The organism is Azospirillum sp. RU38E, from assembly GCF_900188385.1.
Classification (GTDB): Bacteria; Pseudomonadota; Alphaproteobacteria; order Azospirillales; family Azospirillaceae; genus Niveispirillum.
In genome coordinates this window covers 264,376-291,367 of the sequence record NZ_FZOI01000003.1, presented here as the reverse complement: position 1 = coordinate 291,367, position 26,992 = coordinate 264,376, and the positions used below count along the sequence as shown (strand labels likewise).

Here is a 26,992-nt window from a genome sequence, read left to right as displayed (position 1 = left end):
GCACCAAAGGTGGGGATCAGGGGAACGTGGATTGTCGACCCTCATCACGGGTGCCATGATCGGCACCTTCTTCATGCCGTCAGCAGATTGCCTTCTGTAACCAGTACCTCCCGCCCGGCGATGGAAAGCAGAATATCCCCCGGCCCGACATAGCGGCATTGCCGGCGGGACCAGACGGGGCCATCGGTGTCGGCATGGCAGAGATGGCGTTCACCCGTGGCCGGGTCCATCACCGTGGCCACATGCTGGCCGGCTGTCACCTGATCCCCCAGCGCCACATGATAAAGCGCCACGCCCCCCACCGGTGCGCGCACCCGGTCCACGGCGGCCAGCGGGGTGGCAAGGGCAAGGTCCGGCTCCATCGCCGATGCGGGCAGGTTCAGCACCCCGCGCCAGGCCAGATGGCCCATGATGGCGACGGAATCATGTGCGGCCAGCCCATCATCCACATCGCTTTCACCGCGCAATTCCACCGTGGTGGCGTGGCAGCCGACGGGGATGGGGGTTTCCGGTGTGTCGAACAGGGCGCGCAGCCGGTCCCAGGGGGTGGAACAGGCCTCGTCAAACGGCTCCCCACCCGAACTTTCCGCCAGCAGGGCGGCCAGACAGCCCAGCCGGGCGGCCAGATCGGCAAAATCGGGCCAGCAGGCCGGGGTGGTATAGAGATGCATGGCCGCTTCGCTGTCGCAATGCAGATCGAGCATCAGATCGGCATCGACCGCGTTCAGCAGCAGCAGGCGGCGCAGGGCGTCGGCCTCCGTTCGTGGGGTCAGGGCTTGGGCGGCATCGGCCAGGGCCTGTTGGATCAGCCGCCGGTTGCTTTCAGCATCCGGCCCCAGCGGGCCGATGCGGCCATCACGCAGGGCCTGGGCCACTGGTTCCCACAGATCGGCGAAGCTGCGATTGAAATTTACCCCGGCAGCCAGATCGAATCGGCCCAGATGCGTACCCAGCAGCATCTGGTCCAGCCCGATTGGGTTGGCCATGGGCACCAGCACAATTTCCCCCGTTACAGCGCCGACGGCATCCAGTTCGGCCAGCTGCTGCACCAGCAGCTGCGCCACCAGCATTCCCGGCAGTTCGCCGGCATGGAGCCCCGCCTGGATATAGGCCTTGGGCCGCGCGCCCGGTTGGCCGAAACGGTGGATGCGGACCGTGCGGCTGGTGCCGGGGCGACCATGCGGCAGGGTGATGGTGTCGATGGCGTGTGTCATGGTCCCGGATTTGGCCTCAAGCCCGGCCGATTGTCCATTCACCTTTGCAGTCCGGCAGCTTCATGGCATGGTTTGTTTTGGTTGCATGTCAGACATGGATATCGGCTTGAAGGCAGTGGGTGGATGGCGTGCGGGGGCGCTGGCGGCGGCCATCCTGCTCTATGGCGCGGCCAGCGCCCCGGCCCCGCCCGGCCTGCGCTTGCAGGAAATGTTGATCTTTGCCGGGCTGATCCTGTTTATCGGCTGGCGCGGGCCGCTGCTGCTGGCCAGCGGCCTCTCCCTGTTCAGCCGCCGACCCGGCCCTGGACTGGCCTTTCGCATGGCTTCGCTGGTGCTGATGGCCCTGCTCTGGCTGGGGATGATTCGGGGCCTGTGGAATGGCTGGGGCATCACCGACATGGTGCGGGATGTCCTGCCCTTCCTGTTTTTGTCGCTGCCCGTGCTGCTGGCGCCGGGCCTGTCCCGCCTCTCCCCGGCGCAGTTCACCCGGATGGTGGATTGCGCCGGTTGGGCCGGCTGCGCGCTGGCCCTGCGCTGGTGGGTGGGGGCGGGGATGGCCCTGTCGGCGCTGGGCAGCACGTCGTTAGGGGAGGGTAAGGAGTATCTGCTGAACAGCGCCCTGGTCCCCTTCGCCGGTGTCTGGCTCTGCCTGCGGGCCGTGTCACGGCCGGGCGGTGACGCGGCGCGGCTTTGGCGGCTGAGCCTGCCGCTGCTTTACGGGCTGGGCGGGCTGGCCTGTCTGCTGGCGCTGGCGGCCACCATTCACCGCGCCGCACTGGGCCTGTCGCTGCTGGCCATCCTGCTGGGCCTGTGGCGGGTGCTGGCCCGCCGCCCGCTGTTTGCCCTGTTGCTGGGCGGCGGGCTGGTGGTGCTGGTGGTCGCGGCCGGGGTGCCGCTGGTCGGTGTGGCTGGGCTGGTGGCGGCCAAGACCGAGTCGGTCGGCCTCAACAACCGGGTGGGGGAGGTGCTGGCGGTGCTGGATCAGGTGGGGCGCGATCCGCTGGCCTTCCTGGTCGGTGATGGTTGGGGGGCGTTGGTCGCCAATCCGGCTGTCGGCTACTGGCGTGTCTCCTACACCCATAGCGCGCTCAGCTATTTTCTGTTGAAGGTTGGGCTGCTGGGGCTGGTGGGGATGGCGCTTTACGTTGGCACTCTTGCGGGACATGTAGCGCGGCAGGCGATCGTGCTGCCCATGCTGTTCCTGGCGGCGGCCCCCCCTCTGCTGATCGGCTGTTTTCTGCATACAAGTTTTAAATATATCTGCTTCAGCCTCATCCTCTCTCTGGTCGTGTCTATGCCAGAATCACCCTTTACAAGGGAGAAAATGACATACACTCTCTTGGTATAGGTGATGAAAAGAGTAGTCAGCCGCCGTGCCGGACAGTATCGCCGCCCCAATCGACTTTTCCGTTTCAGCCCCTGGGCTGGCGCCATTGCTGCTGGCGTTGGGGCGGGCGTGGCGCTGGCTGCTGCTGGCCACCCTTTCCGGTGCCGCGCTGATGTCCCTGGCGCTGCATGTGGTGCCGCCGCAATTCACCACCACCATGGTGGTGGGGCCCACTGGGCGCAGCGGGCCGGCCGCCATGGGCCCCCGCACCCCCGCGCTCACCCCGGCCGCCGGCCGGAACATTGCGGAGCAGGGCACGGCGGATGAGCTGGTGTCGGATTTCGCCCGCTATCTGGCCTTGCTGACGTCGGTGCCGGTGGCGGAGAAGCTGGTGGGCGATCCGGCGATCATGCGGGAGATTTTCCGCACCGCCTGGGATGAGGAGGCGGGGCAGTGGCGCCCGCCGACCGGGCTGATCGCCCGGTTTGGGCGGGGTTTGCGCTGGCTGGCCGGCCATCAGACATGGGCGCCGCCGGATGCAGCCGATCTTGCCCGCCATCTTAAACGCCAGCTTGCCATTGAATCCGTTTCAGGCGGGCCGCTGCGCCGGCTGGTCTACCGTCATGAGAAGCGGGATTTCGCCATGCTGCTGCTGACCCGGCTACATGCGGCGACAGAGGCGCATTTGCGGGAAGAGGCGGTGCGCCGGGTGAAGGCGGAAATGGGCCATGTCGGCCGCCGCCTTGAAGGTCTCTCCAATATGGAGAATTATCGGGCGCTGTCCGCCCTGCTGGGGGAACAGGAACGGCTGCTGCTGATGCTGGATGTCGGGCTGCCCTATGCCGCCGATGCGCTGGAGGCGCCATCTTCCCTCAGCCTCGCCGACTGGCCCAACCCCATTCTGCTGGTTCCGGCCGGGGCGGTGGGCGGGCTGTTCCTCGCCCTGTTCGGCATTGGTGCCTATCATGGCTGGCGGCGGGGGTAGGGGGATGTCCTTATATCCGATCCCGGTTTCCGTGGTGGTGATGACCCGCAATGAAGCGGCGAATATCGCCGAGTGCCTGCGCTGTCTGGGGGATTTTGCCCAATTGCTGGTGGTTGACAGCCACAGCAGTGACGATACCGCCAGCATCGCGGTGGAAGTGGGGGCGGACATTGTGCCCTTCCGCTGGAACGGCCGCTATCCGAAGAAAAAGCAATGGTCGCTGGAATGGCCGGGGCTGGCCAATGATTGGGTGCTGTTTGTTGATGCCGATGAACGGTTGCCCCAAGCGTTGGTGGCGGAAATCGCCGCCCTGATGGCGCAGCCTCGCCAGGAGGCCGCGTTTTTTATCGACAGCCGGCCGGTCTGGCTGGGGCGGGTGCTGCGCCATGGCAGCCCTTACCGCAAAATGGCCTTGCTGCATCGCCACCGTGCCCGCTTTCCGGTCTGTGATGATTTGCAGATCGCCGCAATGTGGGAGGTGGAGGGGCATTATCAGCCCGAATTGCAGGGGCCGGTGGGCCAGTTGGCAACGGCGATGATCCATGCCGATGAGAAGCCGCTCTTTGCCTGGTTCGACCGTCACAACCGCTATTCCGATTGGGAAGCGGCGTTGGAAGTGGCGGGGGCGGGCGAAAACTGCCGGCTGGCCGGCGAGAAGGGCTGGCGCCGTCTTGCCAAATGGCTGGTCGCCCGGCTGCCGGGCCGCCCGCTCTGGGCGTTCCTGCACTCTTACGTGCTGTATCTGGGATTTCTGGATGGGGCGCCGGGCCTGCACCATGCAGCGGCCCGGGCCTTTTACTACTGGTCCATCAGCCTGAAGCGGGATTGGCTGCGGGCGCGGCGCACAGCGCCGCCGCCCGCGCGCCTGCCGATGGCTCAGGCGTCCTTGCTGGATTCGTTGGTGTCGCCGGCCAGTGCCTTGACCAGTTCGAAGGTACGGCGGCGCACCATCTCTTCCGGAATGCGATAATAGGCACGCACCAGTTCCAGCGTTTCGCGCCGGGCCATGGATTCGAATTCCTGCGTCTCGCTGGGCTCTTCAACCGTGGCCTCGACATCCTGCACCGGCAGATCGTCGAAGAAGAAGGTCACCGGTACGCCCAGCACCTGGCTGAGGTTGAACAGGCGGCTGGCGCTGATGCGGTTGGCGCCACGCTCATACTTCTGCAGCTGCTGAAAAGTAATGCCGACGGATTCGCCAAGAGTTTCCTGGCTGAGACCAAGGAGGGTGCGGCGCAGGCGCAAACGCTGACCCACATGGATATCAATCGGGTTTGGCCCCTCTCCACGCTTGGAGAGAGAGTAGGGCTGAGCCAGCCCGTTCCTGGTCGCCAGCTTTTTCTCAAGCATCACGCACTCCATTCAAAAACCTATCCTTAGGTATATAGATGTGCGCGCCAGCGTCAAATACGACAGGTTGCATAGTGCGTCTAGATTAGTGTGCACAAGTTTGACTAAAATTGTTTACTTTCAAGGGAATTTTCCTGTGCGGATACCTCCTAAGTCCATGTAAATGGCGAATTAACGGCCTTTTGGCGGAGGGGATATATCGGATCAATGGCGACGAAATCGCATCAAGGCGTATGTCTTTGGTATGTATTTTCGCAGGATGGCTGCGACACTTTGTAGCAGTTTGAGGGCAAGGGAGAGGCTGGGCGACAGCTTTAAATAGTACATTCTGATGTGATGCTGTTCATCTCTTCCCCTGGCAGCCTGCCGGCGTGACAGGCCGCCAGGGGCGAAGCAGGCAATCAGCAGGGGAATCCGACAGATGGCCGTGGTGCGGGCAAGGGCCTGCACGGTCACCGCATAATCCCCCGCGATGCGATAGCCACAATGGAAACGCAAACCGGCCAACAGCTGCCGACGATAGAGGATGGCGCAATGGTGCGCTGGCATTCCGTAGAAGGCCCAGCGCCAGTGACGGGCCGGTTTACGCCGGATGAGGCCATCGCCCGGATCCTCCGCCGCATCGCCATAGATCAGGTCCGCCGCATCCCTGGCCTGGGTCAGTGCCAGCAGGGTTGACAGCATGGTCGGATCGGCCAGCCGGTCACCGGCATTGAGGAACAGAACGAACTCACCCCTGGCCTGTGCCAGCGCGCGATCCATGCCGCCAAACGGCCCGCCATCGGCCTGGCTGTCCAGCCAGTCAGGTTGGGGGCCAGGGCCGTTCAGGGCGGCCAGCGTGTCGTCGGTGGAGCTACCATCGGCCACCAGCCATTCCACCGCGGCGGGCACTGCGCCCAGGCTGGCGCGTGTGGCCGCCAGCCCGGCGCGATCCTGGCGCACCACGGTGATGATGCTGAGCGCGGGGGTGTCCATCTCAATCGCTGATATTGGCGATGGCGGCCGCACTGAAGGCAATTTGGCTCAGGATGGTGGTGATGCTCTGCGCCAGGGGCAGGATCTCCAGCGGTTCGGCGTCGCGCGGCACCACCAGCATGGCCCCCGGCGTCACCGCCACCCGGCCATGCCGGCCGCGCGGCTGGCTCAGCGGTTCCGCGCTGCCATCGGGATGGATCAGGAAAATCCGGTCATCATCGGCAAAGCGGGTCAGGCCGCCCGCTTCCCGCAGGTAATCCTCCGCCTGTTTTTGGGGGTCGAACAGCAGGCTGGCCGGGGCCAGCACCTCCCCGGCAACGGTCACGGTGGCCGGGCGTTTGGGGATGTAGATGCGGTCGCCCGCCTGCAAGGTGATATCCAGTTCCGGCCGGCTGGCCAGGATTTCCGGATCCAGCTGCACGGTGATGCGGCCCAGGCCGCTGGTGCTGCGCAGTTCATCCGCCAACTGGCGGGCCAGCGCCACGCGCTGCGGATCGGGTGGGTTCTTGCCGCCCAGCATCTGTGCCAGTTCCCGGTCCATTTCCCGTGCAGCCCGGCGCAACCCTTCCTCCTCCGCCAGCTTGGCGCTTTCGCGGGTGAAGATGGCGCCGGCCGGATAGGCATGGTGCGTCAGGCCACCGGCCCGCGCCAGCAGGCTGGACAGTTTCTCACCCGGTGCCAGATCAAAACCGCCCGGTTCCATCACTTCGCCTGCCACCATCACTGCCCGGGTCTCCGCCGGGCGGCGTTGCAGAGCAACCCGCACCGCTTCGCCGGGGCGGATGGGCCGGTCAGCGCCGACACCTCCGGTCAGCAGCGAGGTCGGCGCCTCCGACCCCGGCATTGGCACCAGTTCCACCCGGTGCGGGTCCGCTTCGTTGCGCAGGCCCCCGGCAGCGCGCAGCAGGCTGGCCAGCGGGACAGGACCGGCCACCGGATAGTCACCCGGCATCACCACGCCGCCGCGGACGCCAATGATCCGCTCGGCGAGCAGGCTGCGGATATCGGTGGGGAGGGGGGCGGCTGCCGGTGTTCCCTTTGGCGGCGCGGGTTTTTGTTCCGTAGCCGGAACAGTCTCAAGCTCTGGGGTGGGAAAGGCCAGCCGTACCTGATCGCGGGCCAGGATGGTGATGCGGTCACCATCGCGCAGCCGTAGGTCGAACCGCCCCGCCACCACGTCCGTCGGGGCGAAAAGCTGAATTTGCCGGGCGATAGTCACGCTATCGAAACGATCCAGTATCGCCACCAGCCCATAGGCATCTCCGCGCAATGGCGCGCCATCGCCCAACAGGCTGGCCAGCGTGGCGGCATTGGCCAGGGGGCGCAGCCCCGGCTGGCGCACGGCCCCGGAGAGTGACACCCCATCGCCCCCGATATCCACCACCTCCCCCGGCTGCAGGCGGCGATCATCAGCCATGGCGGCGCCGGCAAGGGGGGCAATCAGGTTCAGTTTTGTGCCAGGCAGGATCGGATAGGGGCCGGGACGCAGGGCGCCCTGACGCAGAAAGGCCGATTGGCTCAACAAAAATGGCAACAGGTCCGGCTGATCCTGGAACAGGGGCGGGCAGGGCAGATCAGGCCCCGCCATCTCCCGCGCGGCCAGCGCCAGGGGGCCGGCGGCCAACGGGCCCGCCGGGTCGGCGGTCAGTGCAGCAGAGAGGCTGCGCAGGCCCGGGCAATCATCCCGCTGTGCTGCGGCACCGGCGGTGAATTGCGACAGCACCGCGCGGGAGCGTAAAAAGGCGATATCAGCTGCCCCCAGCAGCACCAGCTCATCCCCATCCTGGCTGGGAATGTCGCTGCGCCCGGCCAGCATTTCCCCCAGATCGACCGCCCGCATCTCTGCCGCACCGCCGGCCCGGTTGCGCCGCAGCAGCACGGCCAGCGGTTGATAGAGATCGGACGGCAGGTCGTGCCGGTCGATCAGATCAACCAGACGGGCGGCAAAGGGCCGGGCCCCCGGCGTTTCCACATGGCCGGAAAGGGACAGGCTGCCCGCCCGTGTGCCGCCATCGGGCGTGTGCAGCAGCAGATCGCCATCCTGCATTGCCGCCATGTCGGGGGCGGGCAGGGGCCGTGCCTCCTCCACCCCATCCCGGCCATAGCGCAGCAGCACGGTCCGGTCCCCGCCCGGTCTTACCGGGCCGCCGGCCAGGGCCAGGGCCATTTCCCCATCCAGGGGGCCATCGGCGGACAGTTCATAGATGCCGGGCCGTTTCACCGCCCCGGCCACGGCGATGGTGTGCCCCAGCGGCGGCACCACCAGCCGCGCCCCATCGCCCAGCACCTGGGTTGCCGGTCCGTCCCCCTGTTCCAGCAGGGCATACAGGTCCAGCACCAAGGGGGCTTCCCCCGGTCGCAACAGCCGGATGGCGCGCAGGCTGCCCTGGGGGCCGATACCGCCCGCCGCCAGCAGCGCATCCAGCGGGGTGGCGAAACCATTCAGCTGCTGGCGCCCCGGCCGCACCACCTCCCCCAGCACCAGCACGCCGATCTGGCGGGTGCGGCCGATGGAAAGATAGGCCTGGGTTTGCAGATGCGCGGCGGAAACCGCCTCTTCCACCTCCCGCCGCAGTTCACCCAGGCTGCGGCCAGCGGCCTGCAGGGGGCGGAGATCCTCCACCGTCAGCAACCCATCCTGGCCGATCACATGACGGCTGCTGCGGCTGACCTGTCCGCGCAGATGCAGGACCAGTTCATCGCCCGGTCCCAGCCGGTAATCATCGGCGATGGCACCCATGGGGGGCAGGGTGGCCGAATCAGCACCCTGTCGGAACAGATCGCGGCCATAAAGCCGCAAATCCTGCCCGGCCCGGCGGCTGAACAGCAACTCCACTGCGCTGGGTGCCTCTGCCCCCCCTGAGGGGCGGCCAATCAGCGCGCAAAACGCGAGGATGAGAATGGTGATCAGTATTTTCAGCGGCAGGTCCACGACGAACTACAGGCGATGAATAGTATATGGCGCATCATACACAATTCATCGCCTGCCGCCATGCAGCAATACCGCTTCACCCGCGTGGCGTGCGACCGTCAGCCCCCAGGATGGGCGCGTAGAGGGCCGGCCGGCGGTCGCGGAAGATGCCCCAGCCATTGCGGGTGCGGGCCACCGCATCCAGATCGAAGGTGGCGGTCAACAGGGCCTCGCCCGTGCGCTCCGCCTCGGCAATCTTCTCTCCTTTCGGTCCCGCAATGAAGCTGGAGCCATAGAAGGTGATGCTGCCCGTCTCAAACGTTTCGGTACCGATCCGGTTACTGGCCACCAGCGGCACCAGATTGGCGCCGGCATGGCCCTGCATGACGCGTTGCCAATGGTCGCGGCTGTCCAGGCTGGCATCCTGCGGTTCGGAGCCGATGGCGGTGGGGTAGAACAGGATTTCCGCCCCCTGCAAAGCCATCACGCGGGCGGCCTCAGGGAACCATTGGTCCCAGCAGATGCCGGTGCCGATGCGGGCATAACGGGTCTGATAGACCTGGAAGCCGCTGTCGCCCGGCGTGAAATAGAATTTCTCCTGATAGCCCGGCCCGTCAGGGATATGACTCTTGCGATAGATGCCCAGGATGCTGCCATCGGCATCAATGGTGGCCAGCGAATTATAATGGGCGTTGTTCGCCTTTTCAAAAAAGCTGAGCGGCAGCACTACCGAGAGTTCGCGGGCCAGATCGCACATGCGGGCCAGCAGCGGGTTGCCCTCTGCCGGGGCGGCCAGCTCAAAATATTCCGGCTTCTGGTCCTGGCAGAAATAGGGGGTTTCGAACAATTCCTGGATCAGGATGATCTGCGCGCCCTGGGCATGGGCGGCGCGGATCATCGCCTCGGCCTTGGCGATATTGGCCGCACGGTCCCAGCTGCAGGCAAATTGCGTGGCGGCGACGGTCACTTGGCGCATGGATGGGCTTCCCGGCTGAGGATGGTTGCCCCCACCATAGCCAAGCCGCCCCCCTGCTGCCCAGGGGGCTTTGGCATGTTCGTTTTGTGACAGACGGTTTGGTCGGGCCAAGGGTCATGGGACATGGCCCTTGGCGGCCAGCGACTGCTGGCCCGCCGCACGTGCGGCGTGAGCCAAGGGTGCGGATGCGCCCGCCCGGCGACTGAGGGAACGTATAGAATCCCAAGAGCCATGATCTATGGCTCTTGGGATCACGCCAGATTGCGCCGGTGGCGCAGTACCAGGGCCAGGAAGAAGGGGGCACCCAGCAGGGCGGTGACGACACCCAGCTTCAGTTCCGGCCCTGGCCCGCCCAGCCGCACGGCAATGTCGGCCGCCAGCAGCAGCGCCGCCCCGCCCAGGGCCGACAAAGGCAACAGGCGGGAGGGCTGATATCCTGCCAGCGGGCGCAGCAGATGTGGCACGATCAGGCCGATAAAGCCAATGGCCCCAGCCACGGCGACGGCTGCCCCCACCGCCAACGCGGTGCCGCCAATGGAGAACAGGGCCAGACGCGCGGTGGAAAAGCCCAGGGAGCGGGCGGTATCCTCCCCCAATGACAAGGCATCCAGCCCGCGACCGACGGAGAGCAGGGCCAGCGATCCGGCCAGCATGAACGGGGCCGACACATATATATGTGTCATTGATCGATCGGCCAGAGAGCCCAGCATCCAGAAAACGATCTCTGACAGGGCGAACGGGTTGGGCGACAGCGACAGCGCCAGGGAGGTCAGGGCGCTGGCCAGGGAACTGATGGCCACCCCGGCCAGAATCAGGGTCAGCATCCCCGCCTGTTTGCCTGCCAGCAGATAAAGCAGCGTCACCGCGATCAGGGCGCCGGCGATCCCCCCCGCCGGCAGCGCCAGCGGGAACAGCAGGCTGGCCCCGCTGTAAAAGGCGATGACAGCGCCCAGCCCGGCACTGGCGGAGACGCCGATCAGGCCCGGTTCGGCCAGCGGATTGCGCAGCAGCCCCTGCAGCGCAGCACCGGAAAGGCCCAGCACCGCGCCGATCATCAAAGCCAGCAGGGCGCGTGGCAGGCGGATATCGGCAAAGATAATGGCGGCGGTGCTGTCCCCGCCGCGCCACCAGTCAGCCATGGCCAGCGGCAGAGAGATGGCGCTGGGCCCCACCGAGAGGGACAGGATGAACAGCACCACCACCAACAGCAGCAGGGAAGGGGCCAGCCAGCGCCGCATCATGGCCGAGCCTCCGTTGCCAGAAGATCGCGTGCAGCCGCCAATCGGCGCACGGCCTCCGCCGTGAAGGGGCCGCCGCAGGCCCAGAGCCGGGCGGGAACGGCGGGGCGACGTGTGGCGGGTACGGCATGGGTCAGGGCGGGATGGTTCAGCAGCTGGCCATTCAACGAAGGGGCTTGCCCTTCGTCCCCATCCATCAGCAACAGGTCCGGCGGGTCGGCGGCGATGCTTTCCAGTGCCAGATAGCCGTAACCGACCAGCCCCTTGGCGGCGGCGTAATTCTCCATCCCCGCCGCCTGCATTGCCGCATCGTACAAGGTACCGCTGCCGGCCGTGAAGGCCCCCGGCGCCAGGGCCAGCACGCGCGGCCGTATCCGTCCGGGGGATGGCCGCGCCTGATCCAGTGCCTGATCCATGGCGGCGATCACCGCTTCCCCCCGTTCCATCGTGCCCAGGGCGGCGGCGACGCTGCGTATCTGCTGGCGGATGGCGGCGAAATCTGCCGTCAGCCCCACCTCCACCACCGTGATTCCATGCGCGCGCAACAGCGCCACGGTGGGACGGGCGGTATATTGACCCGCCAGCACCAGATCGGGCTGCAGCGGCAACACCTCTTCCGCCTGGCCGCGCAGCAGCGGCAAACCTGCCGCCTCTGCCGCCAGGGCGGATAGCCCGGGATCGGTGGCCAGGAAGGACAGGCCGGCAATCCGCTCCCGCGGGGCCAGCGTCAGCAACAGCTGATCGGTGCAGAGATTCAGTGACACGATGCGGCTTGGCACCGCGTCCGCTTTTGCCATGAATGGTACGAGAATCGCCATAAACAGGACAAAGAGACCGGCAAAAAAAGGGTGGTGGCCCCGCCCCGGTTCAGGCTTCGCCCCGGCTGTTGGCGGCGGTCGCACGATCAATAACCCTTTCCCGGCATCGCAGGCGCGTTGAACCGCCCCGCCATGCTTATAGGGTGGGGGCCGGGCAGGCTGCAACCGCGCAGGGGACGGCGCAGGTTCTGGGGGTGGCGATGGGACATGGACATATCGGCCTCACCGGCAGTGCTGGCACCGGTAAGACGACGCTGGGCAAAGGGCTGGCGGCACGGCTGGACCGGGAACTGGCGGCAGAGGCGATGCGGGCCCGGCTGATGGCCGGCTTCGAGCTGCATCAATTGACGCGGGAGGGGCACCGGGCCTTGCTGCTGGATGACGCGACCAGCCTGGCGCGGCGGCTGGCCGCTGATCATGAGCCAATGCTGACGGATCGAACACCGTTGGATATGGCCGCCTTCTGGCTGGCCAATGGTTACGGCGTGGAAGCTCCGGCCGCGACGGAGGCGTTGCTGGCCCGCGCCATCTGCGCCATGGCTGATTATGATCGGGTGATTCTGTTGCCCTGGGGGGCGCTGCCGCTGACCGATGATGGCATCCGCAGCACCAACCCCTGGATGCAGCTGCATTTTCAGACGATTCTGGAAGGGCTGTGCCGGCGCTATGTGGCGCCGGAACGGCTGCTGCTGCTGCCCGAAACGCTGATAAGCCCGGCTGACCGGTTGGGCTGGGTGCTGGAACGGCTTGATACCTGAGAATCAGAGGAAATCATCCTCATCATCGTCCGGTTCCGGCAGGCTGGCGCCGGTGGTGATGGCATCGGTCAGTTTGGCGCCCCGTATGTTGGCTTCCAGCAGGTTCGCCGATGTCAGGTCGGCCCCGCGCAGATCGGCGCCCGACAGGTTGGCCCCGCGCAGCATGGCGCGGGTCAGGCTGGCCTGGACCAGAATGGTGTTGGACAGGTTGGCCGGCCATTTGCGCCCGGTGCCCCGGCCGTTCGGCCCCTTGATTTCAACCGAGCCAACCTTGGCGGCATCCAGCTTGGCGCCGGTCAGATTGCTGCCGCGCAGGTTAGCACCATCCAGCGTTGCCCCCGTCAGGTCGGCATATTGCAGGCTGGCCCCGGACAGGTCGGCCATCACGAACATGCCGTCGCGCAGCTTGGCGCCGGAAAAATTGACACCCTTCAGGTTGGAACCGCCCAGATTGGCCCCGATCAGATCGATATGGGAGAGATCCTGGCCTTCCAGATCGGCCCGCTCCCCCTTCTCGCCATTGCTGACGATCCATTGCTGATGGGCGGTCAGGATGCGCTGGATGGTAGCGGAGAAGCTTTCGGCTGAGCGGCTGAAATTGGCCCCCAGCATATCCACACTGGACAGGTCCACCCCTTCCAGGTTGGCCCCCTGAAGATCGGCATTGCGCAGAACCGCCCCAGTCAGCATGGCGCCGGCCAGATTGCAATCCCGCAGCCGGGCCCCGGCCAGGTTGGCCCCGGCCAGATTGACGCCGCGCAGGTCGCTGCCGGAAAAATTGGTGTTCTTCAGTGCCGACCGGGTCAGGTTGCAGCCCGCCATCTGCGCCCCGGAACAATCGGCCCCCACCAGGGAACATTCCGACAGGTCCGCCCCGGCCAGATTGGCATTGGCCAGGGTGGCATCCTCCATCTCCGCCCCGCGCAGGTCGGACGGTTCCATCTTCACGGAGCCGGGATTGCGCCGGTCCAGCAGGGCACCGCCGCGCAGGTCGGCGCCGCGCAGGATGGCGCATTTCATCCGCGCGCCCCGCAGATGGGCGCCGCGCAGATCGGCGTTGGTCAGGTTGCAATTGATCATGATGGCGCGGTTCAGCCGCGCGGCGAACAGATCGGCCGCCGTCAGATTGACGCCGGTAAAATCGCATTCGGTCAGGTTCGCGCCCGACATCTTACAGTTCTGCAGGTTGGCGCCGGAGAAATTATGCCCCTGCAGGTCAGCCAGGGCCAGCATGGCACGGGCCCCGCCCATCTGGCGTTTCAGCCAGCGTTCGTGCTTGTCGATGACGGCGATCAACTCATGCGGGGTCATGTGGCCGACAATCCCGGGAACGGGGCACAATGCCCCAAGATGAACTTTCCTTGAACGTGCCACATCCAAAGTGAAATGTGTTAGAGAGTTCGATGATTTTTCCGCATCGCCCGCCCGCCGGGCATCAGCTTCCGGAGTCTGTTCCCGTGGACGATAAGATCAGCGCCGTGCCGACCCGCCATATCGTCACCGCCTATGACGAGCAGTTGAACAAGCTGCATGGCTTCATCCGGGAGATGGGGCAGCTGGCCGGGGCGCAGATCGTGGATGCCGTGGCCGCCCTGACCGACCGTGACGGCGCGCTGGCCACCCGCGTGATGGAACGGGATCGCCGTCTGGATGAGCTGGAGCGCGAGGCGGAGGCGCAGACCATCCGCCTGCTGGCCCTGCGCCAGCCGGTGGCCAATGATCTGCGTGTGGTGGTGGCGGCCCTGCGGATTTCAAACAATCTGGAACGGATCGGCGATTTCGCTAGCAATGTGGCCAAGCGCAGCCTGGCGCTGGACGCGCTGCCGGAAATTTCCCTGACCCATTCGATGATCCCCATTGGTCGAGCCGTCAGCGAAATGTTGGCCAATGTCATGCAGGCCTATGAGACAGATGACCTCCAGGCGGCCCTTGCCGTGCGTCAGCGCGATGAAGAGGTGGATCGCGCCTATACAGCGCTGTTCCGGGAATTGCTGACCTATATGATGGAAAGCCCGCAGCGCATCACCGCCTGCACCCATCTGCTGTTTGCCGCCAAGAATCTGGAACGGATCGGCGATCACACCACCAACATCGCCGAAACCATCTGCTTCCGCATCCAGGGTGAGGCGCTGGCGGTGGAGCGGGCCAAGGGTGATGATACCTCCACCGTCACGGTGATGCCGGGCTGATCGGGTATCTGGGTTCTGGCATGGGGTTTGCTTCTGCTTTGGGGCAAATCAGAACCGGAACCGATCCCATGCCCCGCCAGACAGCCAGCAATCATTGCGATTTTTCCAGGCCGGTCGGGCGCCATGGGCGCTTGTCCGGCCTTTTCTGTGCGGCACTTGCCCTGTGCCTGGGGTTGAGCGGTTGTACGGCGCGGCCGATGGCCACCAGCATTCCCATGGCACCGCAGCCGGTTTTGCAGTCGGCGGGACAGTGGCAGGTGGTGGCGGAAGATGTCGCCTCGGCAATTTCAGCCCATCTGGAATTCCAGATGGGCAGGAAGGTGCCGGTGCAGCTTTATATGATGCGCCGGGACGACACGCTGTTTGCCGACGCCTTCCTGAACGCGGTCACGACACGTCTGGTGCAGAAGGGGCATTTGGTGGCGGTGGATGCCCGTCCCGATGTCACTTCTATCGGCATTGACGTGCTGACGGTGAAAAGCAATGCCCCGCGCCTTGATTCGTCTCTCACTCCGGGCCCGCTGACCATTCTGGCCGCTGGTGTGGGGGTGGCGTCGGCACTGTCTGGCGGCGCTTTGCCGAAATTCCCCTGGGGAATCACTGCCAGCGCGTTGGCATTGGGGAGCGATATGTGGAACAACAGGCCACCGGAGACGGATACGGAGCTGATTCTCACCGTCTCTATCGCGCGGGAGGGTTTCTATACCTTCCGCACCAGCGCGGTCTATTACGTGAACGAAGCCGATATCTGGCAATATATCGGGGGCGGCCAAGTGCCCGTTGGCGGAGGTAGTGTCAATCTCAACAAAGTGCCGCAGGGCGTGGTGCGCTATGACCTCGCCGGCAAGCCGTACATCATGAAGAATTGAGGGAGCGATGTACGGCGGCGACTGCCGCCGCGCCGCTCGAGCGGCGTAGCCAAGCCAGCGGAGGCTGGCGCCGGCGATTGAGGGGCATAAAATCTTGACCATCGGTCATGATTTTATGCCGCGGGCACAAGTCGCAGGCGGGGCCACTGGTGCCGGTTGTCAGGATTGAACTGACGACCTACCGCTTACAAGGCGGTTGCTCTACCACTGAGCTAAACCGGCTGACCAGGGTTCGATCGGTTGCAGGGGGACGCCCTGCAACCGGGCCGGGACATTAGCGCCGTCGCGCGACCTCGTAAAGAGCTACGGCAGCTGCATTCGAAACATTCAGGCTGCCAATGGGGCCGCCGGTCGGCAAACGCACGATTTCATCGCAGCGTTCACCCGTCAGACGGCGAATACCTTCCCCTTCAGAGCCCATGACCAGGGCGCTGCGGCCGGTCAGATCGACCTGATGCAGGTTGCGCGCGCCTGATTCGGCCAGCGCGACGGTCCAGAAGCCGGCGGCTTTCAGATCATCAATGGCGCGGGCCAGGTTGGTGACGCGCACCAGTGGCACCACCTCCACCGCACCCGATGCCGTCTTGGCCAGGGTGCCGGTGACCGGCGGGGCGTGGCGGTCCTGCACAATGACGGCCTTGGCACCGAACGCGGCGGCAGAGCGCAGCACGGCGCCAACATTATGCGGGTCGGTCACCTGATCCAGCACCACGACCGTGGCGGATGGATCATTGGCGGCGGCGATGCAGATATCCTCAATCTGCACTTCCGGCAGCGGGGCGCAGGACAGCGCCACGCCCTGGTGCACGGCACCCGGCGGCAGCAGCTTGTCCAGGTCATCCTTTTCCACCAGCTGCGGCTCCGGCCGGTCCAGCTCGGCCTGGGACGCCTTGTCGAAAGCGCTGTCCAGCGCCTCCAACCCGGCCTCGGTCACGAACAGGTCGCGAATCTTGCGAGCCGGGTTGGTCCAGGCGGCGGCAACGGCATGAATGCCATAAAGCAGATTATGCTTGTTTAGTGCCGGGCCGATACTGGCGCGCAGCGGGGCTGATTCTTCCAGGCCCAGTTCCTCGGCGGCGGACATCGACCGGCCAGCATTGCTGCGGGTCGGTCGATTGTCACCGCGCGGCGGGCGCGAGGGGGCGCCATCACGGCTGATGCGTGCGGGTCCGCCATCACGGGTGGGACGTCCGCCGGGCCGGGCATCATCGCGGCGGGGGCCGCGCTGGGGCCGGCGTTCATCCCCCTGTTGATCAGCGCGCTCACGCGTAACGCGCGGGCCACGGGCGGGCCGCTCCTCGTCACGGGTAAAGCTTTTGGCCGCGCGGGGGCCCTTTGCGGGCGCGCCGGGCTTGCCGCGACCATTGTCGCGGCCGGTGTTGGTGGGGCCGCTTTTGCTGCGGCGGTCGGATTTGGAGGAGGGGGGTCGGTTTCTCATAAGCGTACTTTCGTCCAAACCCAGCATTTCCGCCAGCCACGAAAAAATCTTGAGGGGTGTGTAAGAAAGTCATTGACGGAAAAATCCGAGCCTTTATAAAGCGCCCCGTTCCGGCGGCAAGCCGAGAGCGGCACCGAGGAAGGGTGGCCGAGTGGTTAAAGGCAGCAGACTGTAAATCTGCCCGCATAGCGTACGCTGGTTCGAATCCAGCCCCTTCCACCAGTTCAGGCGCGCCTCAGATAATGGGGCGCGCCGTTCTGCTTGTGGTACACTCTCATAAGGCAGGCGGCGGAACGTACCCGTGCGGGTGTAGCTCAATGGTAGAGCAGAAGCCTTCCAAGCTTACGACGAGGGTTCGATTCCCTTCACCCGCTCCAACGTTTCAAGTTTTCCACGACCCGGCGTCTCAGGACGGATCAGGCAAGGGCACAGGATACCATGGCGAAGGCAAAGTTTGAGCGGACGAAGCCGCACTGCAACATCGGCACGATCGGCCACGTTGACCACGGCAAGACGTCGCTGACCGCGGCGATCACCAAGGTTCTGGCCGAGAAGGGCGGCGCGACCTTCACCGCCTATGACCAGATCGACAAGGCTCCGGAAGAGAAGGCTCGTGGTATCACGATCTCGACCGCGCACGTTGAGTATGAGACGGACAACCGTCACTATGCGCACGTGGACTGCCCGGGCCACGCCGACTATGTGAAGAACATGATCACCGGTGCCGCCCAGATGGACGGCGCGATCCTGGTCTGCTCTGCCGCTGACGGCCCGATGCCGCAGACCCGCGAGCACATCCTGCTGGCCCGTCAGGTCGGCGTGCCGGCGCTGGTGGTGTTCCTGAACAAGATGGATCTGGCCGACCCGGATCTGGTGGAACTGGTCGAGCTGGAGCTGCGCGAGCTGCTGTCCTCCTACGGCTTCCCCGGCGACGATATTCCGATCGTTCCCGGCTCTGCCGTTTGCGCCCTGAACGACACGCAGCCGGAAATCGGCCGCGAAGCCGTTCTGAAGCTGATGGCCGAGGTTGACCGTTACATCCCGCAGCCGGATCGTCCGGTTGACCTGCCGTTCCTGATGCCGATCGAAGACGTGTTCTCGATCTCCGGCCGTGGCACCGTGGTGACCGGTCGCGTCGAGAAGGGTATCGTCAAGGTCGGTGAAGAAGTCGAAATCGTCGGTCTGAAGGACACGGTGAAGACGACGGTGACCGGCGTTGAAATGTTCCGCAAGCTGCTGGACCAGGGCCAGGCTGGCGATAACATCGGTGCGCTGCTGCGCGGCACGAAGCGTGAAGACGTTGAGCGCGGTCAGGTTCTGGCCAAGCCGGGCTCGATCAAGCCGCACACGGACTTCGAAGCCGAGACCTATATCCTGACCAAGGAAGAGGGCGGCCGTCACACCCCGTTCTTCGCCAACTACCGTCCGCAGTTCTACTTCCGTACGACGGACGTGACCGGTTCGGTGACCCTGCCGGAAGGCACGGAAATGGTGATGCCGGGCGACAACATCCGCTTCGCCGTGAAGCTGATCGCCCCGATCGCCATGGACGAAGGCCTGCGCTTCGCCATCCGTGAAGGCGGCCGTACCGTCGGCGCCGGCGTGGTGTCGAAGATCGTCAAGTAATCACACTGCCTTCGGGTGGCTTGTGAGGGGAAAGGGCCGCTGGCAACAGCGGCCCTTTCCTTATTATAGGAGGCTGTCCCGGCGATGGTCTCCGTATGCGGCGGGCGCAATGTTCCAATGCGACGAAAATTCGACAGACAGTGTCATCTGACTGTTGCGTCGCGGCGTTATCTGCGCTATCAACCCGCACTCCCGAGCGGGCGGGCCTGAGTGGAAATAAAATTCCATGACGGCAAGCCGGTATCGGGCGCGTAGGAGTGTAGCTCAATTGGTAGAGCACCGGTCTCCAAAACCGGGGGTTGGGGGTTCGAGCCCCTCCACTCCTGCCATCCCTTTATCGGGACGGCACCTCGCAGAAAATCGGCACCTTCGCCGATGCCCGTGTTGAGGAGCGCAAAGCCGGGTTGTTCGCAATCAGGAATGATGGCAAAAACCGCCATGGCGAAGACAAATCCCGCAGAATTCTTGCGCGAGGTGCGCCGTGAGGTGGCCAAGGTCTCTTGGCCGACGCGGAAAGAAACGACCGTTTCGACCATCATGGTGTTCGTCATGGTCATCATGGCGTCCATCTTCTTCCTGGCGGTGGATCAGATCATCGGGTTTGGCATCCGCCTGATTCTCGGCATTGGGGGCTGACCATGGCGATGCGCTGGTACGTCGTGCACGTTTATTCTGGTTTTGAGAAGAAGGTCGCCCAGGCGATCCGCGAGAAGGCCGCTCAGAAGGGCCTTGAAGACAAGTTTGGCGACATCCTGGTTCCGACCGAAGAGGTCGTGGAGGTTCGTCGCGGCGCCAAGATCAATTCCGAGCGCAAGTTCTTCCCCGGCTACGTGCTGGTGAAGATGGAGCTGGAAGATGAGACCTGGCACTTGGTGAAGAATGCGCCGAAGGTGACAGACTTCCTGGGCGGTGGCGGCAAGCCGCAGCCGATTTCGGAAGCCGAGGCGCTGCGCATCATGAATCAGGTGCAGGAAGGCGTGGAGCGGCCCAAGCCCTCCATCAGCTTCGAAGTGGGTGAGCAGGTGCGCGTCACGGACGGCCCGTTCACTTCTTTCACCGGTCTCATCGAGGAAGTCGACGAAGACAAGGCCCGCGTCAAGGTTGCGGTCTCCATCTTCGGTCGCGCGACCCCGGTGGAGCTGGAATATACCCAGGTCGAAAAGATCTGATCCCATTCCGGCCGATGTTCGCATCGGCCGGATTTCATGCGTGGGAGGCCGGGCCCCAGAAGTCCAGGGGCAGCCGCACCACGCGATCCCATGATAGGGCGGCCCGGCCGCCCTGTCAGTTTTTGAGGATTGTGTCATGGCGAAGAAAATCGTCGGTTACATCAAGTTGCAGGTTCCGGCCGGCAAGGCCAACCCGTCTCCGCCGATCGGTCCGGCGCTGGGTCAGCGCGGCCTGAACATCATGGAGTTCGTCAAGCAGTTCAATGCGAAGACGGCCCAGCTGGAACAGGGTATGCCGATCCCGGTGGTCATCACCGCTTTCGGTGATCGTACCTTTACCTTCGTGACCAAGACCCCGCCGGTGACCTACTTCCTGAAGAAGGCTTCGGGCATCACCAAGGGTTCGGCCACCGTCGGCAAGTCCGCCACTGTTGGCAAGGTCACGACCTCTCAGGTCCGCGCCATTGCCGAACAGAAGATGGTCGACCTGAACGCGAACGACGTTGAAGCCGCGATGAGCATGATCATCGGTTCCGCTCGTTCCATGGGTCTCGAAGTGGTGGAGGGCTGATAAATGGCCATCGGTAAGCGTCTGAAGAAGGCCAACGCCAACGTTGACCGCACCAAGTTCTACGCCCTCGGCGAGGCTGTTGCGACCGTCAAGGGCAATGCCACCGCCAAGTTCGATGAAACCGTCGAAATTGCGATGAACCTGGGCATCGATCCGCGTCACGCCGACCAGCAGGTCCGTGGCATGGTGGTGCTGCCGAACGGCACGGGTAAGACCGTCCGCGTCGCCGTGTTCGCCCGCGCCGCCAAGGCTGAAGAAGCCAAGGCCGCTGGTGCCGATCTGGTCGGTGCCGACGATCTGGCCGAGCAGATTCTGGCCGGCAACATGGATTTCGACCGCTGCATCGCCACCCCGGACATGATGGGCGTGGTCGGTAAGCTGGGTAAGGTGCTGGGCCCGCGCGGCCTGATGCCGAACCCGAAGCTGGGCACCGTTACCCCGAACGTCACCGAGGCCGTCAAGGCCGCCAAGGGTGGTTCGGTCGAGTTCCGCGCCGAAAAGACCGGTATCATTCATGCCGGTGTTGGCAAGGCCAGCTTCACGGCTGAAGCCCTGGAACAGAATGTCAAGGCCTTCGTGGCCGCGATCAACCGTGCCAAGCCGACCGGCGCCAAGGGCACCTATATCGAGAAGGTCTCGCTGTCCTCCTCGATGGGTCCGGGCCTGAAGGTCGATGTGGCCGATCTGGTTGCGTCGCTGCAGGGCTAAGGCCTTACAGATTTCCCGTCATCCGGCTTGCTGGATGACGGGCCGGGTTCGGGGGCGCTTTACCCCGGGCCCACCCTGTCCGAGACTGCCGCGCGCCGATGGGAACCTGTTCCCTGACGCTTAATAGTCCAGCCGGCATAGACGGGAGCGGAAGAACAATTCCGGGATGGTTCGCCCAGGCGGGTCGCTTCGGACATGATGTTTGTATGCTTCTGGGACAGGTAAGCCTGGTCTGGTCCGGCCGATGCCGGATCGGACTTTTCGTGTGACCGGACGGAGGGGGCAACCCATCCGTTCATTCGTGGAGGCGAACCGTGGATCGTTCACAAAAGGAAGCGACGATCGCGGCCCTTAATCTTGAGCTGCAGTCGGCAGCCCTCGTCGTCGTGACTAAGCAGTCCGGCATGACGGTGGCTGAAGTTACCGATTTGCGCCGCAAGATGCGGGCCGCGGGTGCCAGCTTCAAAGTGACCAAGAACCGGCTCGCCCGCATCGCCCTCAAGGGCACGCAGTTCGAGAAGACCGAGGACCTGTTCAAGGGTCCGACCGCCATTGCCTGGTCCAAGGATCCGGTTGCGGCGGCCAAGGTCGCTATCGACTACGCCAAGACCAACGATAAGTTCAAGGTCATTGGCGGCGGTCTGGGCTCGACGGTTCTGAACACGCAGGGCATTGAAGCCCTGTCGAAGCTGCCGTCGCTGACCGAACTGCGTGCTGGCCTGCTCGGCATGATCCAGACTCCGGCGACCCGTATCGCTGGTGTTCTGCAGGCTCCGGGTGGCCAAGTGGCTCGCGTTCTCGCGGCCTACGCCAAGAAGGACGAGGCGGCCTGAGCCGCATCCTTTTTTCAACAAAGTCAGTGTCCCTAGGAGAACACCATGTCCAAGCTCGAAAAGCTGGTTGAAGAACTGTCCGCTCTGACCGTTATCGAAGCGGCTGAACTGTCCAAGCTGCTGGAAGAGAAGTGGGGCGTTTCCGCCGCTGCTCCGGTGGCCGTTGCCGCTGCTCCGGCCGCTGCCGCTGCCGCTGCCCCGGTCGAAGAGCAGACCGAGTTCACCGTTGAACTGGTTGACGGTGGCGACAAGAAGATCAACGTGATCAAGGAAGTCCGCGCCATCACCGGCCTGGGCCTGAAGGAAGCCAAGGACCTGGTCGAAGGCGCTCCGAAGGTCGTCAAGGAAGCTGTGTCGAAGGACGAAGCTGCCAAGATCAAGAAGCTGCTGGAAGATGCCGGCGCCAAGGTCGCCGTCAAGTAATAGTGGCGTTCTTCGCTGCATAAGAGGGCGCCGGACGGTGGCCATCCTGAAAGGGATGCCCGCCGCCCGGCGTCGTCTGTCTTTTCTGGACCGGGCTTTCCCGCTATCATCGCGGGCTCGCCCGGGACAGATCCAGGGTGAGAGTTCAGGCAGCATCGGCAATGCCGGTGAGGCCGGGCTAAAAACCAAGCATTTCCAGGCTTTTTGTCCAGCGCCGAAGAGCGGAAATGCCGGTTATACGACGCGGAACGGTGGTGCCTCGGCAGGGGTTCCCGCCCGCGTCGATTCGCGTTTTGGCAGGGGGAATTTATTCCGTCTGTCATCAGGGCACTGAATTTTAGCGCGCGACAGCACCGGGCGAGTTCACGAGAGGCACCATGGCCAAGTCGTTCACGGGACGTAAGCGTATCCGCAAGAGCTTCGGACGTATTCCCGAAGTGACCCGTATGCCGAACCTGATTGAGGTTCAGCGCAGCTCCTACGACCATTTCCTGCAAATGGATGTGGCGCCGGAGAAGCGGGCGGTTCTCGGCCTCCAGGAGGTCTTCAAGTCGGTATTCCCGATCAAGGACTTCTCTGACCGCGCCGTTCTGGACTTCGTGCGGTACGAGTTGGAACAGCCGAAGTATGACGTCGAGGAATGCCAGCAGCGCGGCATGACCTTCGCCGCCCCGCTGAAGGTGACCCTGCGTCTGACCGTGTTTGACATTGACGAAGATACGGGCCTGCGCTCCATCCGCGACATCAAGGAGCAGGACGTCTACATGGGCGACATGCCCCTGATGACGGCCAACGGCACCTTCATCATCAATGGCACCGAGCGCGTCATCGTGTCGCAGATGCACCGCAGCCCCGGTGTCTTCTTTGACCATGACAAGGGCAAGACCCACAGCTCCGGCAAATATCTCTTCGCCGCGCGCGTGATCCCATATCGCGGTTCCTGGCTGGACTTTGAGTTCGACGCCAAGGACATCGTCTATGTCCGCATCGACCGCCGCCGCAAGCTGCCGGCCACCACGCTGCTTTACGCGCTGGATGGGGCCGACACGGAAGAGCTGCGCGCGCAGCGTCGCGGCCTGGGCAAGGATCTGCTGCCTTACGAGGCGCAGGGCATGACCAAGGAGGAAATCCTTGGCAATTTCTATGGAACGGTGACCTACCAGCGCGCCCGCGACGGTTGGACGACCAAGTTCGACGCCGAGCGCCTGAAGGGCCAGAAGCTGGCCGCCGATCTGGTGGATGCCCGCACCGGCGAAGTGCTGGCCCAGGCCGAAACCAAGATGACCCCGCGCGTGCTGAAGCGCCTGGTTGAAGGTGGCCTGACCGACGTCAAGGCCTCCATCGAAGAGATCATCGGCCGCTATCTGGCCGTCGATATCATCGATGAGAAGACCGGTGAAGTGCTCTACGAAGCCGGTGACGAGATCAGCAGCGCTGCCCTGGACCGTCTGGAAAAGATGGGCGTGGAAGAACTGCCGGTTCTGGCCATCGACCACCTGAATATCGGCGCCTATATGCGCAACACCATGGCGGCAGATCGCAATGCCAGCCGTGAAGATGCGCTGATCGACATTTACCGCGTCATGCGTCCGGGTGAGCCGCCGACGCTGGAAAGTGCGGAAGCACTGTTCCAGGGCCTGTTCTTCGACCAGGAACGCTATGATCTGTCGGCCGTGGGCCGCGTGAAGATGAACGCCCGCCTCAATTTTGAGACGGACGATCAGATGCGCGTGCTGCGCAAGGAAGACATCCTCAAGATCCTCCGCATTCTGGTGGAACTGAAGGATGGCCGCGGCGAAATCGACGATATCGACCATCTGGGCAACCGTCGCGTCCGCTCCGTCGGCGAGCTGATGGAAAACCAGTACCGCGTCGGCCTGCTGCGCATGGAGCGCGCGATTCGCGAGCGCATGTCGTCGGTGGAAATCGACACGGTCATGCCGCATGACCTGATCAATGCCAAGCCGGCGGCCGCTGCTGTGCGTGAATTCTTCGGCTCCTCGCAGCTGTCGCAGTTCATGGATCAGACCAACCCGCTGTCCGAGATCACGCATAAGCGTCGTCTCTCGGCCCTGGGGCCGGGCGGTCTGACGCGTGAGCGCGCTGGCTTCGAAGTCCGCGACGTGCATCCGACCCACTATGGCCGTATCTGCCCGATTGAGACGCCGGAAGGCCCGAATATCGGTCTGATCAACAGCCTGGCGACCTATGCCCGCGTCAACCAGTACGGCTTCATCGAAAGCCCCTACCGCAAGGTGGTGGACCAGAAGGTGACGTCGGAAGTGGTGTACCTGTCGGCCATGGAAGAAGGCCGCTACATGGTGGCCCAGGCCAACGCGCCCTTGCAGGCCGATGGCAAGTTCGCCGAACTGCTGGTGTCCTGCCGTAAGGGTGGTGAGTATCTGCTGGCCCGCCCGGATATGATCGACCTGATCGACGTGTCGCCGAAGCAGGTTGTGTCCGTCGCTGCGGCGCTGATCCCGTTCCTGGAGAACGACGACGCCAACCGCGCGCTGATGGGCTCCAACATGCAGCGTCAGGCCGTGCCGCTGATCAAGGCGGACAGCCCGCTGGTCGGTACCGGCATGGAAGCCACGGTTGCCCGTGACTCGGGCGTGACCATCGTGGCCCGCCGCGCCGGCATCGTCGACCAGGTGGATGCCACCCGTATCGTGGTCCGCGCGACCGAGGATACGGACCCGGCGGCCCCCGGTGTCGATATCTATAATATGCTGAAGTTCCAGCGCTCCAACCAGAACACCTGTATCAACCAGAAGCCGCTGGTGAAGGTGGGCGACCGGGTGCAGAAGGGTGACATCATCGCCGACGGTCCCTCGACGGACCTGGGCGAGCTGGCGCTCGGCCGCAACGTGCTCGTCGCGTTCATGCCCTGGAATGGTTACAACTTCGAAGACTCGATCCTGATTTCCGAGCGGATCGTGCGCGATGACGTCTTCACCTCGATCCATATCGAAGAGTTTGAGGTTGCCGCCCGCGATACCAAGTTGGGCCAGGAAGAAATCACCCGCGATATCCCGAACGTGGGTGAAGAAGCGCTGAAGAACCTCGACGAGGCTGGCATCGTCTATATCGGTGCCGAAGTTCGTCCGGGTGACATTCTGGTCGGCAAGGTGACGCCGAAGGGCGAAAGCCCGATGACGCCGGAAGAAAAGCTGCTGCGCGCCATCTTCGGTGAAAAGGCCTCTGACGTGCGCGACACGTCGCTGCGCCTGCCGCCGGGTGTGGTCGGTACGGTGGTGGAAGTGCGCGTGTTCAGCCGCCGTGGCGTGGACAAGGACGAGCGTTCCTTGGCCATCGAACGGGCCGAGATCGAGAAGCTGGCCAAGGACCGCGACGACGAAAAGGGCATCCTGGAGCGCAGCTTCTATACCCGCCTGAAGGAACTGCTGGTCGGCCAGACCACGGTTTCCGGCCCGAAGGGCATCAAGGCCGGTGAAGTGATCGGTGATGAGCTGCTGGCGGGCCTGACCCGTGGTCAGTGGCGCCACATCTCCATCGCTGATGACCATGTGATGGAAATCATCGAGCAGACCGGCAAGGTGTTTGACGAGAGCGTTCAGCGCCTGCAGGAGAAGTTCGAGAACAAGGTCGAGAAGCTGCAGCGCGGCGACGAGCTGCCGCCCGGCGTGATGAAGATGGTCAAGGTCTTCGTGGCGGTGAAGCGCAAGCTGCAGCCCGGCGACAAGATGGCCGGTCGCCACGGCAACAAGGGCGTTATCTCGCGCATCACCCCGATCGAAGACATGCCGTACCTGGAAGATGGCCGGAATGTCGACATCGTGCTGAACCCGCTGGGTGTGCCGTCACGCATGAATGTCGGGCAGATCCTGGAAACCCATTTGGGCTGGGCCGCTGCCGGTATCGGCCGTCAGATCGGCGCCATGCTGGACAAGATGCGGGCCCAGGCCACCGACGCTGCTGTCAGGTCCAAGACCCTGGACGAGCTGCGTCAGCGCCTGCGTCACATCTATGGTGAAGATGTCTATGGTGACGACATCTCCGACATGACCGATGGCGAGCTGTTGGAACTGGGCAACAACCTGCGTCGCGGCATCCCCTTCGCCACCCCCGTCTTTGACGGAGCGCGCGAAGAGGATATTTGCCGGATGCTGGAAGAGGCCGGTATCGACCGTTCGGGCCAGATGCAGCTGATCGATGGTCGTACGGGTGAGCCGTTCGACCGCCGTGTCACGGTCGGCTACATCTACATGCTGAAGCTGCATCACCTGGTCGACGACAAGATCCACGCCCGCTCCATTGGCCCCTACAGCCTGGTTACCCAGCAGCCGCTGGGTGGTAAGGCCCAGTTCGGTGGTCAGCGCTTCGGTGAAATGGAAGTGTGGGCGCTGGAAGCTTATGGTGCCGCCTATACGCTGCAGGAAATGCTGACGGTGAAGTCGGACGACGTGTCCGGCCGTACCAAGGTTTACGAAGCCATCGTCCGTGGCGACGATAACTTCGAAGCCGGCATTCCCGAGAGCTTCAACGTTCTGGTCAAGGAACTGCGGTCGCTGGGTCTGAATGTCGAGCTGAGCCAGCGCGACTTGTAGGACCGGTCCGGTTTGAGCGGAAATGGCGGGCAGGGGCCCGCCA

The 26,992-nt window shown here is 64.2% G+C and carries 23 protein-coding genes and 4 tRNA genes; 17 read left to right on the top strand and 10 right to left on the bottom strand.

Going from position 1 to position 26,992, the window contains the following annotated elements; translation table 11 throughout:
• Positions 1-71 precede the first annotated feature (71 nt).
• Positions 72-1,214 carry a succinylglutamate desuccinylase/aspartoacylase family protein gene (locus tag CHB97_RS08805; protein ID WP_143270798.1) on the bottom strand — a complete coding sequence of 381 codons (1,143 nt, stop codon included), beginning with the start codon at positions 1,212-1,214 and terminating at the stop codon, positions 72-74.
• A 94-nt stretch (positions 1,215-1,308) separates the two neighbouring features.
• Between CHB97_RS08805 and CHB97_RS08800 the strand changes: the two genes are divergently transcribed.
• Genes CHB97_RS08800 through CHB97_RS08790 form a run of 3 tightly spaced genes read left to right on the top strand, consistent with a single transcriptional unit; the run spans position 1,309 to position 4,496 of the window.
• On the top strand, positions 1,309-2,562 hold the full coding sequence (locus CHB97_RS08800) for a hypothetical protein (RefSeq protein ID WP_089287589.1): 1,254 nt from the start codon (positions 1,309-1,311) through the stop codon (positions 2,560-2,562).
• 25 nt (positions 2,563-2,587) lie between these two features.
• Complete coding sequence (locus CHB97_RS08795; RefSeq protein WP_089287588.1) at positions 2,588-3,526, top strand: hypothetical protein; 939 nt, start codon at positions 2,588-2,590, stop codon at positions 3,524-3,526.
• A gap of 4 nt (positions 3,527-3,530) precedes the next feature.
• Positions 3,531-4,496: a glycosyltransferase family 2 protein gene (locus CHB97_RS08790; protein ID WP_089287587.1), complete on the top strand. Its 966-nt coding sequence runs from the start codon at positions 3,531-3,533 to the stop codon at positions 4,494-4,496.
• Here the strand turns inward: CHB97_RS08790 and CHB97_RS08785 are convergent.
• The 6 genes from CHB97_RS08785 to CHB97_RS08760 form a co-directional block, all read right to left on the bottom strand.
• The gene (locus tag CHB97_RS08785) at positions 4,403-4,876 is read right to left on the bottom strand and encodes a helix-turn-helix domain-containing protein (RefSeq protein WP_089287586.1); all 474 of its coding nucleotides are present in this window, start codon (positions 4,874-4,876) and stop codon (positions 4,403-4,405) included. The two genes, CHB97_RS08790 and CHB97_RS08785, sit on opposite strands and share 94 nt — an antisense overlap.
• A 204-nt stretch (positions 4,877-5,080) precedes the next feature.
• Entirely contained in the window at positions 5,081-5,851 is a 771-nt protein-coding gene (locus tag CHB97_RS08780; protein WP_089287585.1) for a glycosyltransferase, read from the bottom strand.
• Position 5,852: 1 nt separating this feature from the next.
• On the bottom strand, positions 5,853-8,687 hold the full coding sequence (locus CHB97_RS08775) for an SLBB domain-containing protein (RefSeq protein WP_143270796.1): 2,835 nt from the start codon (positions 8,685-8,687) through the stop codon (positions 5,853-5,855).
• A 172-nt stretch (positions 8,688-8,859) separates the two neighbouring features.
• Positions 8,860-9,738, bottom strand: coding sequence for an N-carbamoylputrescine amidase (gene aguB, locus CHB97_RS08770; protein ID WP_089287583.1), 879 nt, complete (start codon positions 9,736-9,738; stop codon positions 8,860-8,862).
• Between the two features lie 251 nt (positions 9,739-9,989).
• On the bottom strand, positions 9,990-10,979 hold the full coding sequence (locus tag CHB97_RS08765; protein WP_089287582.1) for an iron ABC transporter permease: 990 nt from the start codon (positions 10,977-10,979) through the stop codon (positions 9,990-9,992).
• Positions 10,976-11,773, bottom strand: a complete 798-nt coding sequence (locus tag CHB97_RS08760; protein ID WP_160105702.1) for an ABC transporter substrate-binding protein — start codon at positions 11,771-11,773, stop codon at positions 10,976-10,978. The genes CHB97_RS08765 and CHB97_RS08760 overlap by 4 nt, the downstream gene beginning before the upstream one ends.
• A 221-nt stretch (positions 11,774-11,994) precedes the next feature.
• Here CHB97_RS08760 and CHB97_RS08755 point away from each other — a divergent pair, with 221 nt between their 5' ends.
• Complete coding sequence (locus CHB97_RS08755; RefSeq protein ID WP_089287580.1) at positions 11,995-12,552, top strand: AAA family ATPase; 558 nt, start codon at positions 11,995-11,997, stop codon at positions 12,550-12,552.
• Positions 12,553-12,555: 3 nt separating this feature from the next.
• On the opposite strand, the gene CHB97_RS08750 is transcribed toward CHB97_RS08755, so the two are convergent.
• A complete protein-coding gene (locus CHB97_RS08750) occupies positions 12,556-13,863 on the bottom strand; it encodes a pentapeptide repeat-containing protein (RefSeq protein WP_089287579.1) in 1,308 nt (435 codons plus the stop codon).
• 146 nt (positions 13,864-14,009) lie between these two features.
• Between CHB97_RS08750 and phoU the strand changes: the two genes are divergently transcribed.
• Positions 14,010-14,741 (top strand): phosphate signaling complex protein PhoU, encoded by a 732-nt coding sequence (gene phoU, locus CHB97_RS08745; RefSeq protein WP_244559463.1) that lies wholly within the window; start codon positions 14,010-14,012, stop codon positions 14,739-14,741.
• A 197-nt stretch (positions 14,742-14,938) separates the two neighbouring features.
• Positions 14,939-15,610: a hypothetical protein gene (locus CHB97_RS08740; protein WP_143270794.1), complete on the top strand. Its 672-nt coding sequence runs from the start codon at positions 14,939-14,941 to the stop codon at positions 15,608-15,610.
• Positions 15,611-15,757: 147 nt separating this feature from the next.
• On the opposite strand, the gene CHB97_RS08735 is transcribed toward CHB97_RS08740, so the two are convergent.
• Positions 15,758-15,832: transfer RNA gene (locus CHB97_RS08735), tRNA-Thr, on the bottom strand.
• A 52-nt stretch (positions 15,833-15,884) separates the two neighbouring features.
• Positions 15,885-17,048: a 23S rRNA (guanosine(2251)-2'-O)-methyltransferase RlmB gene (gene rlmB / locus CHB97_RS27080; RefSeq protein ID WP_371332982.1), complete on the bottom strand. Its 1,164-nt coding sequence runs from the start codon at positions 17,046-17,048 to the stop codon at positions 15,885-15,887.
• 137 nt (positions 17,049-17,185) lie between these two features.
• On the opposite strand from rlmB, the gene CHB97_RS08725 reads away from it, so the two are divergent.
• The 11 genes from CHB97_RS08725 to rpoB all read left to right on the top strand — a co-directional run bounded on the left by CHB97_RS08725 (position 17,186) and on the right by rpoB (position 26,949).
• A tRNA-Tyr gene (locus CHB97_RS08725) sits at positions 17,186-17,270 on the top strand.
• An 81-nt stretch (positions 17,271-17,351) separates the two neighbouring features.
• A tRNA-Gly gene (locus CHB97_RS08720) sits at positions 17,352-17,425 on the top strand.
• Positions 17,426-17,486: 61 nt separating this feature from the next.
• Positions 17,487-18,674, top strand: coding sequence for an elongation factor Tu (tuf, locus tag CHB97_RS08715; RefSeq protein WP_089287560.1), 1,188 nt, complete (start codon positions 17,487-17,489; stop codon positions 18,672-18,674).
• Between the two features lie 253 nt (positions 18,675-18,927).
• A tRNA-Trp gene (locus CHB97_RS08710) sits at positions 18,928-19,003 on the top strand.
• A gap of 91 nt (positions 19,004-19,094) precedes the next feature.
• The gene (gene secE, locus CHB97_RS08705; RefSeq protein WP_160105700.1) at positions 19,095-19,310 is read left to right on the top strand and encodes a preprotein translocase subunit SecE; all 216 of its coding nucleotides are present in this window, start codon (positions 19,095-19,097) and stop codon (positions 19,308-19,310) included.
• A 2-nt stretch (positions 19,311-19,312) separates the two neighbouring features.
• The gene (gene nusG, locus CHB97_RS08700) at positions 19,313-19,843 is read left to right on the top strand and encodes a transcription termination/antitermination protein NusG (RefSeq protein WP_089287575.1); all 531 of its coding nucleotides are present in this window, start codon (positions 19,313-19,315) and stop codon (positions 19,841-19,843) included.
• 136 nt (positions 19,844-19,979) lie between these two features.
• On the top strand, positions 19,980-20,414 hold the full coding sequence (gene rplK / locus CHB97_RS08695) for a 50S ribosomal protein L11 (RefSeq protein WP_089287574.1): 435 nt from the start codon (positions 19,980-19,982) through the stop codon (positions 20,412-20,414).
• 3 nt (positions 20,415-20,417) lie between these two features.
• Entirely contained in the window at positions 20,418-21,122 is a 705-nt protein-coding gene (gene rplA, locus CHB97_RS08690) for a 50S ribosomal protein L1 (protein WP_089287573.1), read from the top strand.
• Positions 21,123-21,436: 314 nt separating this feature from the next.
• Positions 21,437-21,955, top strand: coding sequence for a 50S ribosomal protein L10 (rplJ, locus tag CHB97_RS08685; protein WP_089287572.1), 519 nt, complete (start codon positions 21,437-21,439; stop codon positions 21,953-21,955).
• Positions 21,956-22,000: 45 nt separating this feature from the next.
• Positions 22,001-22,378, top strand: coding sequence for a 50S ribosomal protein L7/L12 (gene rplL, locus CHB97_RS08680; RefSeq protein ID WP_089287571.1), 378 nt, complete (start codon positions 22,001-22,003; stop codon positions 22,376-22,378).
• Positions 22,379-22,755: 377 nt separating this feature from the next.
• Entirely contained in the window at positions 22,756-26,949 is a 4,194-nt protein-coding gene (rpoB, locus tag CHB97_RS08675; protein ID WP_089287570.1) for a DNA-directed RNA polymerase subunit beta, read from the top strand.
• Positions 26,950-26,992: the final 43 nt, after the last annotated feature.

Bases quoted from the DNA above. Each gene is read 5' to 3' on its own strand.
- CHB97_RS08805 (WP_143270798.1), bottom strand. From the start codon at position 1,214: ATGACACACGCCATCGACACCATCACCCTGCCGCATGGTCGCCCCGGC.
- CHB97_RS08765 (WP_089287582.1), bottom strand. From the start codon at position 10,979: ATGATGCGGCGCTGGCTGGCCCCTTCCCTGCTGCTGTTGGTGGTGGTG.
- CHB97_RS08785 (WP_089287586.1), bottom strand. From the start codon at position 4,876: ATGCTTGAGAAAAAGCTGGCGACCAGGAACGGGCTGGCTCAGCCCTAC.
- rplK (WP_089287574.1), top strand. From the start codon at position 19,980: ATGGCGAAGAAAATCGTCGGTTACATCAAGTTGCAGGTTCCGGCCGGC.
- CHB97_RS08790 (WP_089287587.1), top strand. From the start codon at position 3,531: ATGTCCTTATATCCGATCCCGGTTTCCGTGGTGGTGATGACCCGCAAT.
- secE (WP_160105700.1), top strand. From the start codon at position 19,095: ATGATGGCAAAAACCGCCATGGCGAAGACAAATCCCGCAGAATTCTTG.
- aguB (WP_089287583.1), bottom strand. From the start codon at position 9,738: ATGCGCCAAGTGACCGTCGCCGCCACGCAATTTGCCTGCAGCTGGGAC.
- rplA (WP_089287573.1), top strand. From the start codon at position 20,418: ATGGCCATCGGTAAGCGTCTGAAGAAGGCCAACGCCAACGTTGACCGC.
- CHB97_RS08740 (WP_143270794.1), top strand. From the start codon at position 14,939: ATGGCCACCAGCATTCCCATGGCACCGCAGCCGGTTTTGCAGTCGGCG.
- nusG (WP_089287575.1), top strand. From the start codon at position 19,313: ATGGCGATGCGCTGGTACGTCGTGCACGTTTATTCTGGTTTTGAGAAG.
- rlmB (WP_371332982.1), bottom strand. From the start codon at position 17,048: ATGAGAAACCGACCCCCCTCCTCCAAATCCGACCGCCGCAGCAAAAGC.
- CHB97_RS08755 (WP_089287580.1), top strand. From the start codon at position 11,995: ATGGGACATGGACATATCGGCCTCACCGGCAGTGCTGGCACCGGTAAG.
- tuf (WP_089287560.1), top strand. From the start codon at position 17,487: ATGGCGAAGGCAAAGTTTGAGCGGACGAAGCCGCACTGCAACATCGGC.
- CHB97_RS08780 (WP_089287585.1), bottom strand. From the start codon at position 5,851: ATGGACACCCCCGCGCTCAGCATCATCACCGTGGTGCGCCAGGATCGC.
- CHB97_RS08760 (WP_160105702.1), bottom strand. From the start codon at position 11,773: ATGGCAAAAGCGGACGCGGTGCCAAGCCGCATCGTGTCACTGAATCTC.
- CHB97_RS08800 (WP_089287589.1), top strand. From the start codon at position 1,309: ATGGATATCGGCTTGAAGGCAGTGGGTGGATGGCGTGCGGGGGCGCTG.
- CHB97_RS08750 (WP_089287579.1), bottom strand. From the start codon at position 13,863: ATGACCCCGCATGAGTTGATCGCCGTCATCGACAAGCACGAACGCTGG.
- rpoB (WP_089287570.1), top strand. From the start codon at position 22,756: ATGGCCAAGTCGTTCACGGGACGTAAGCGTATCCGCAAGAGCTTCGGA.
- rplL (WP_089287571.1), top strand. From the start codon at position 22,001: ATGTCCAAGCTCGAAAAGCTGGTTGAAGAACTGTCCGCTCTGACCGTT.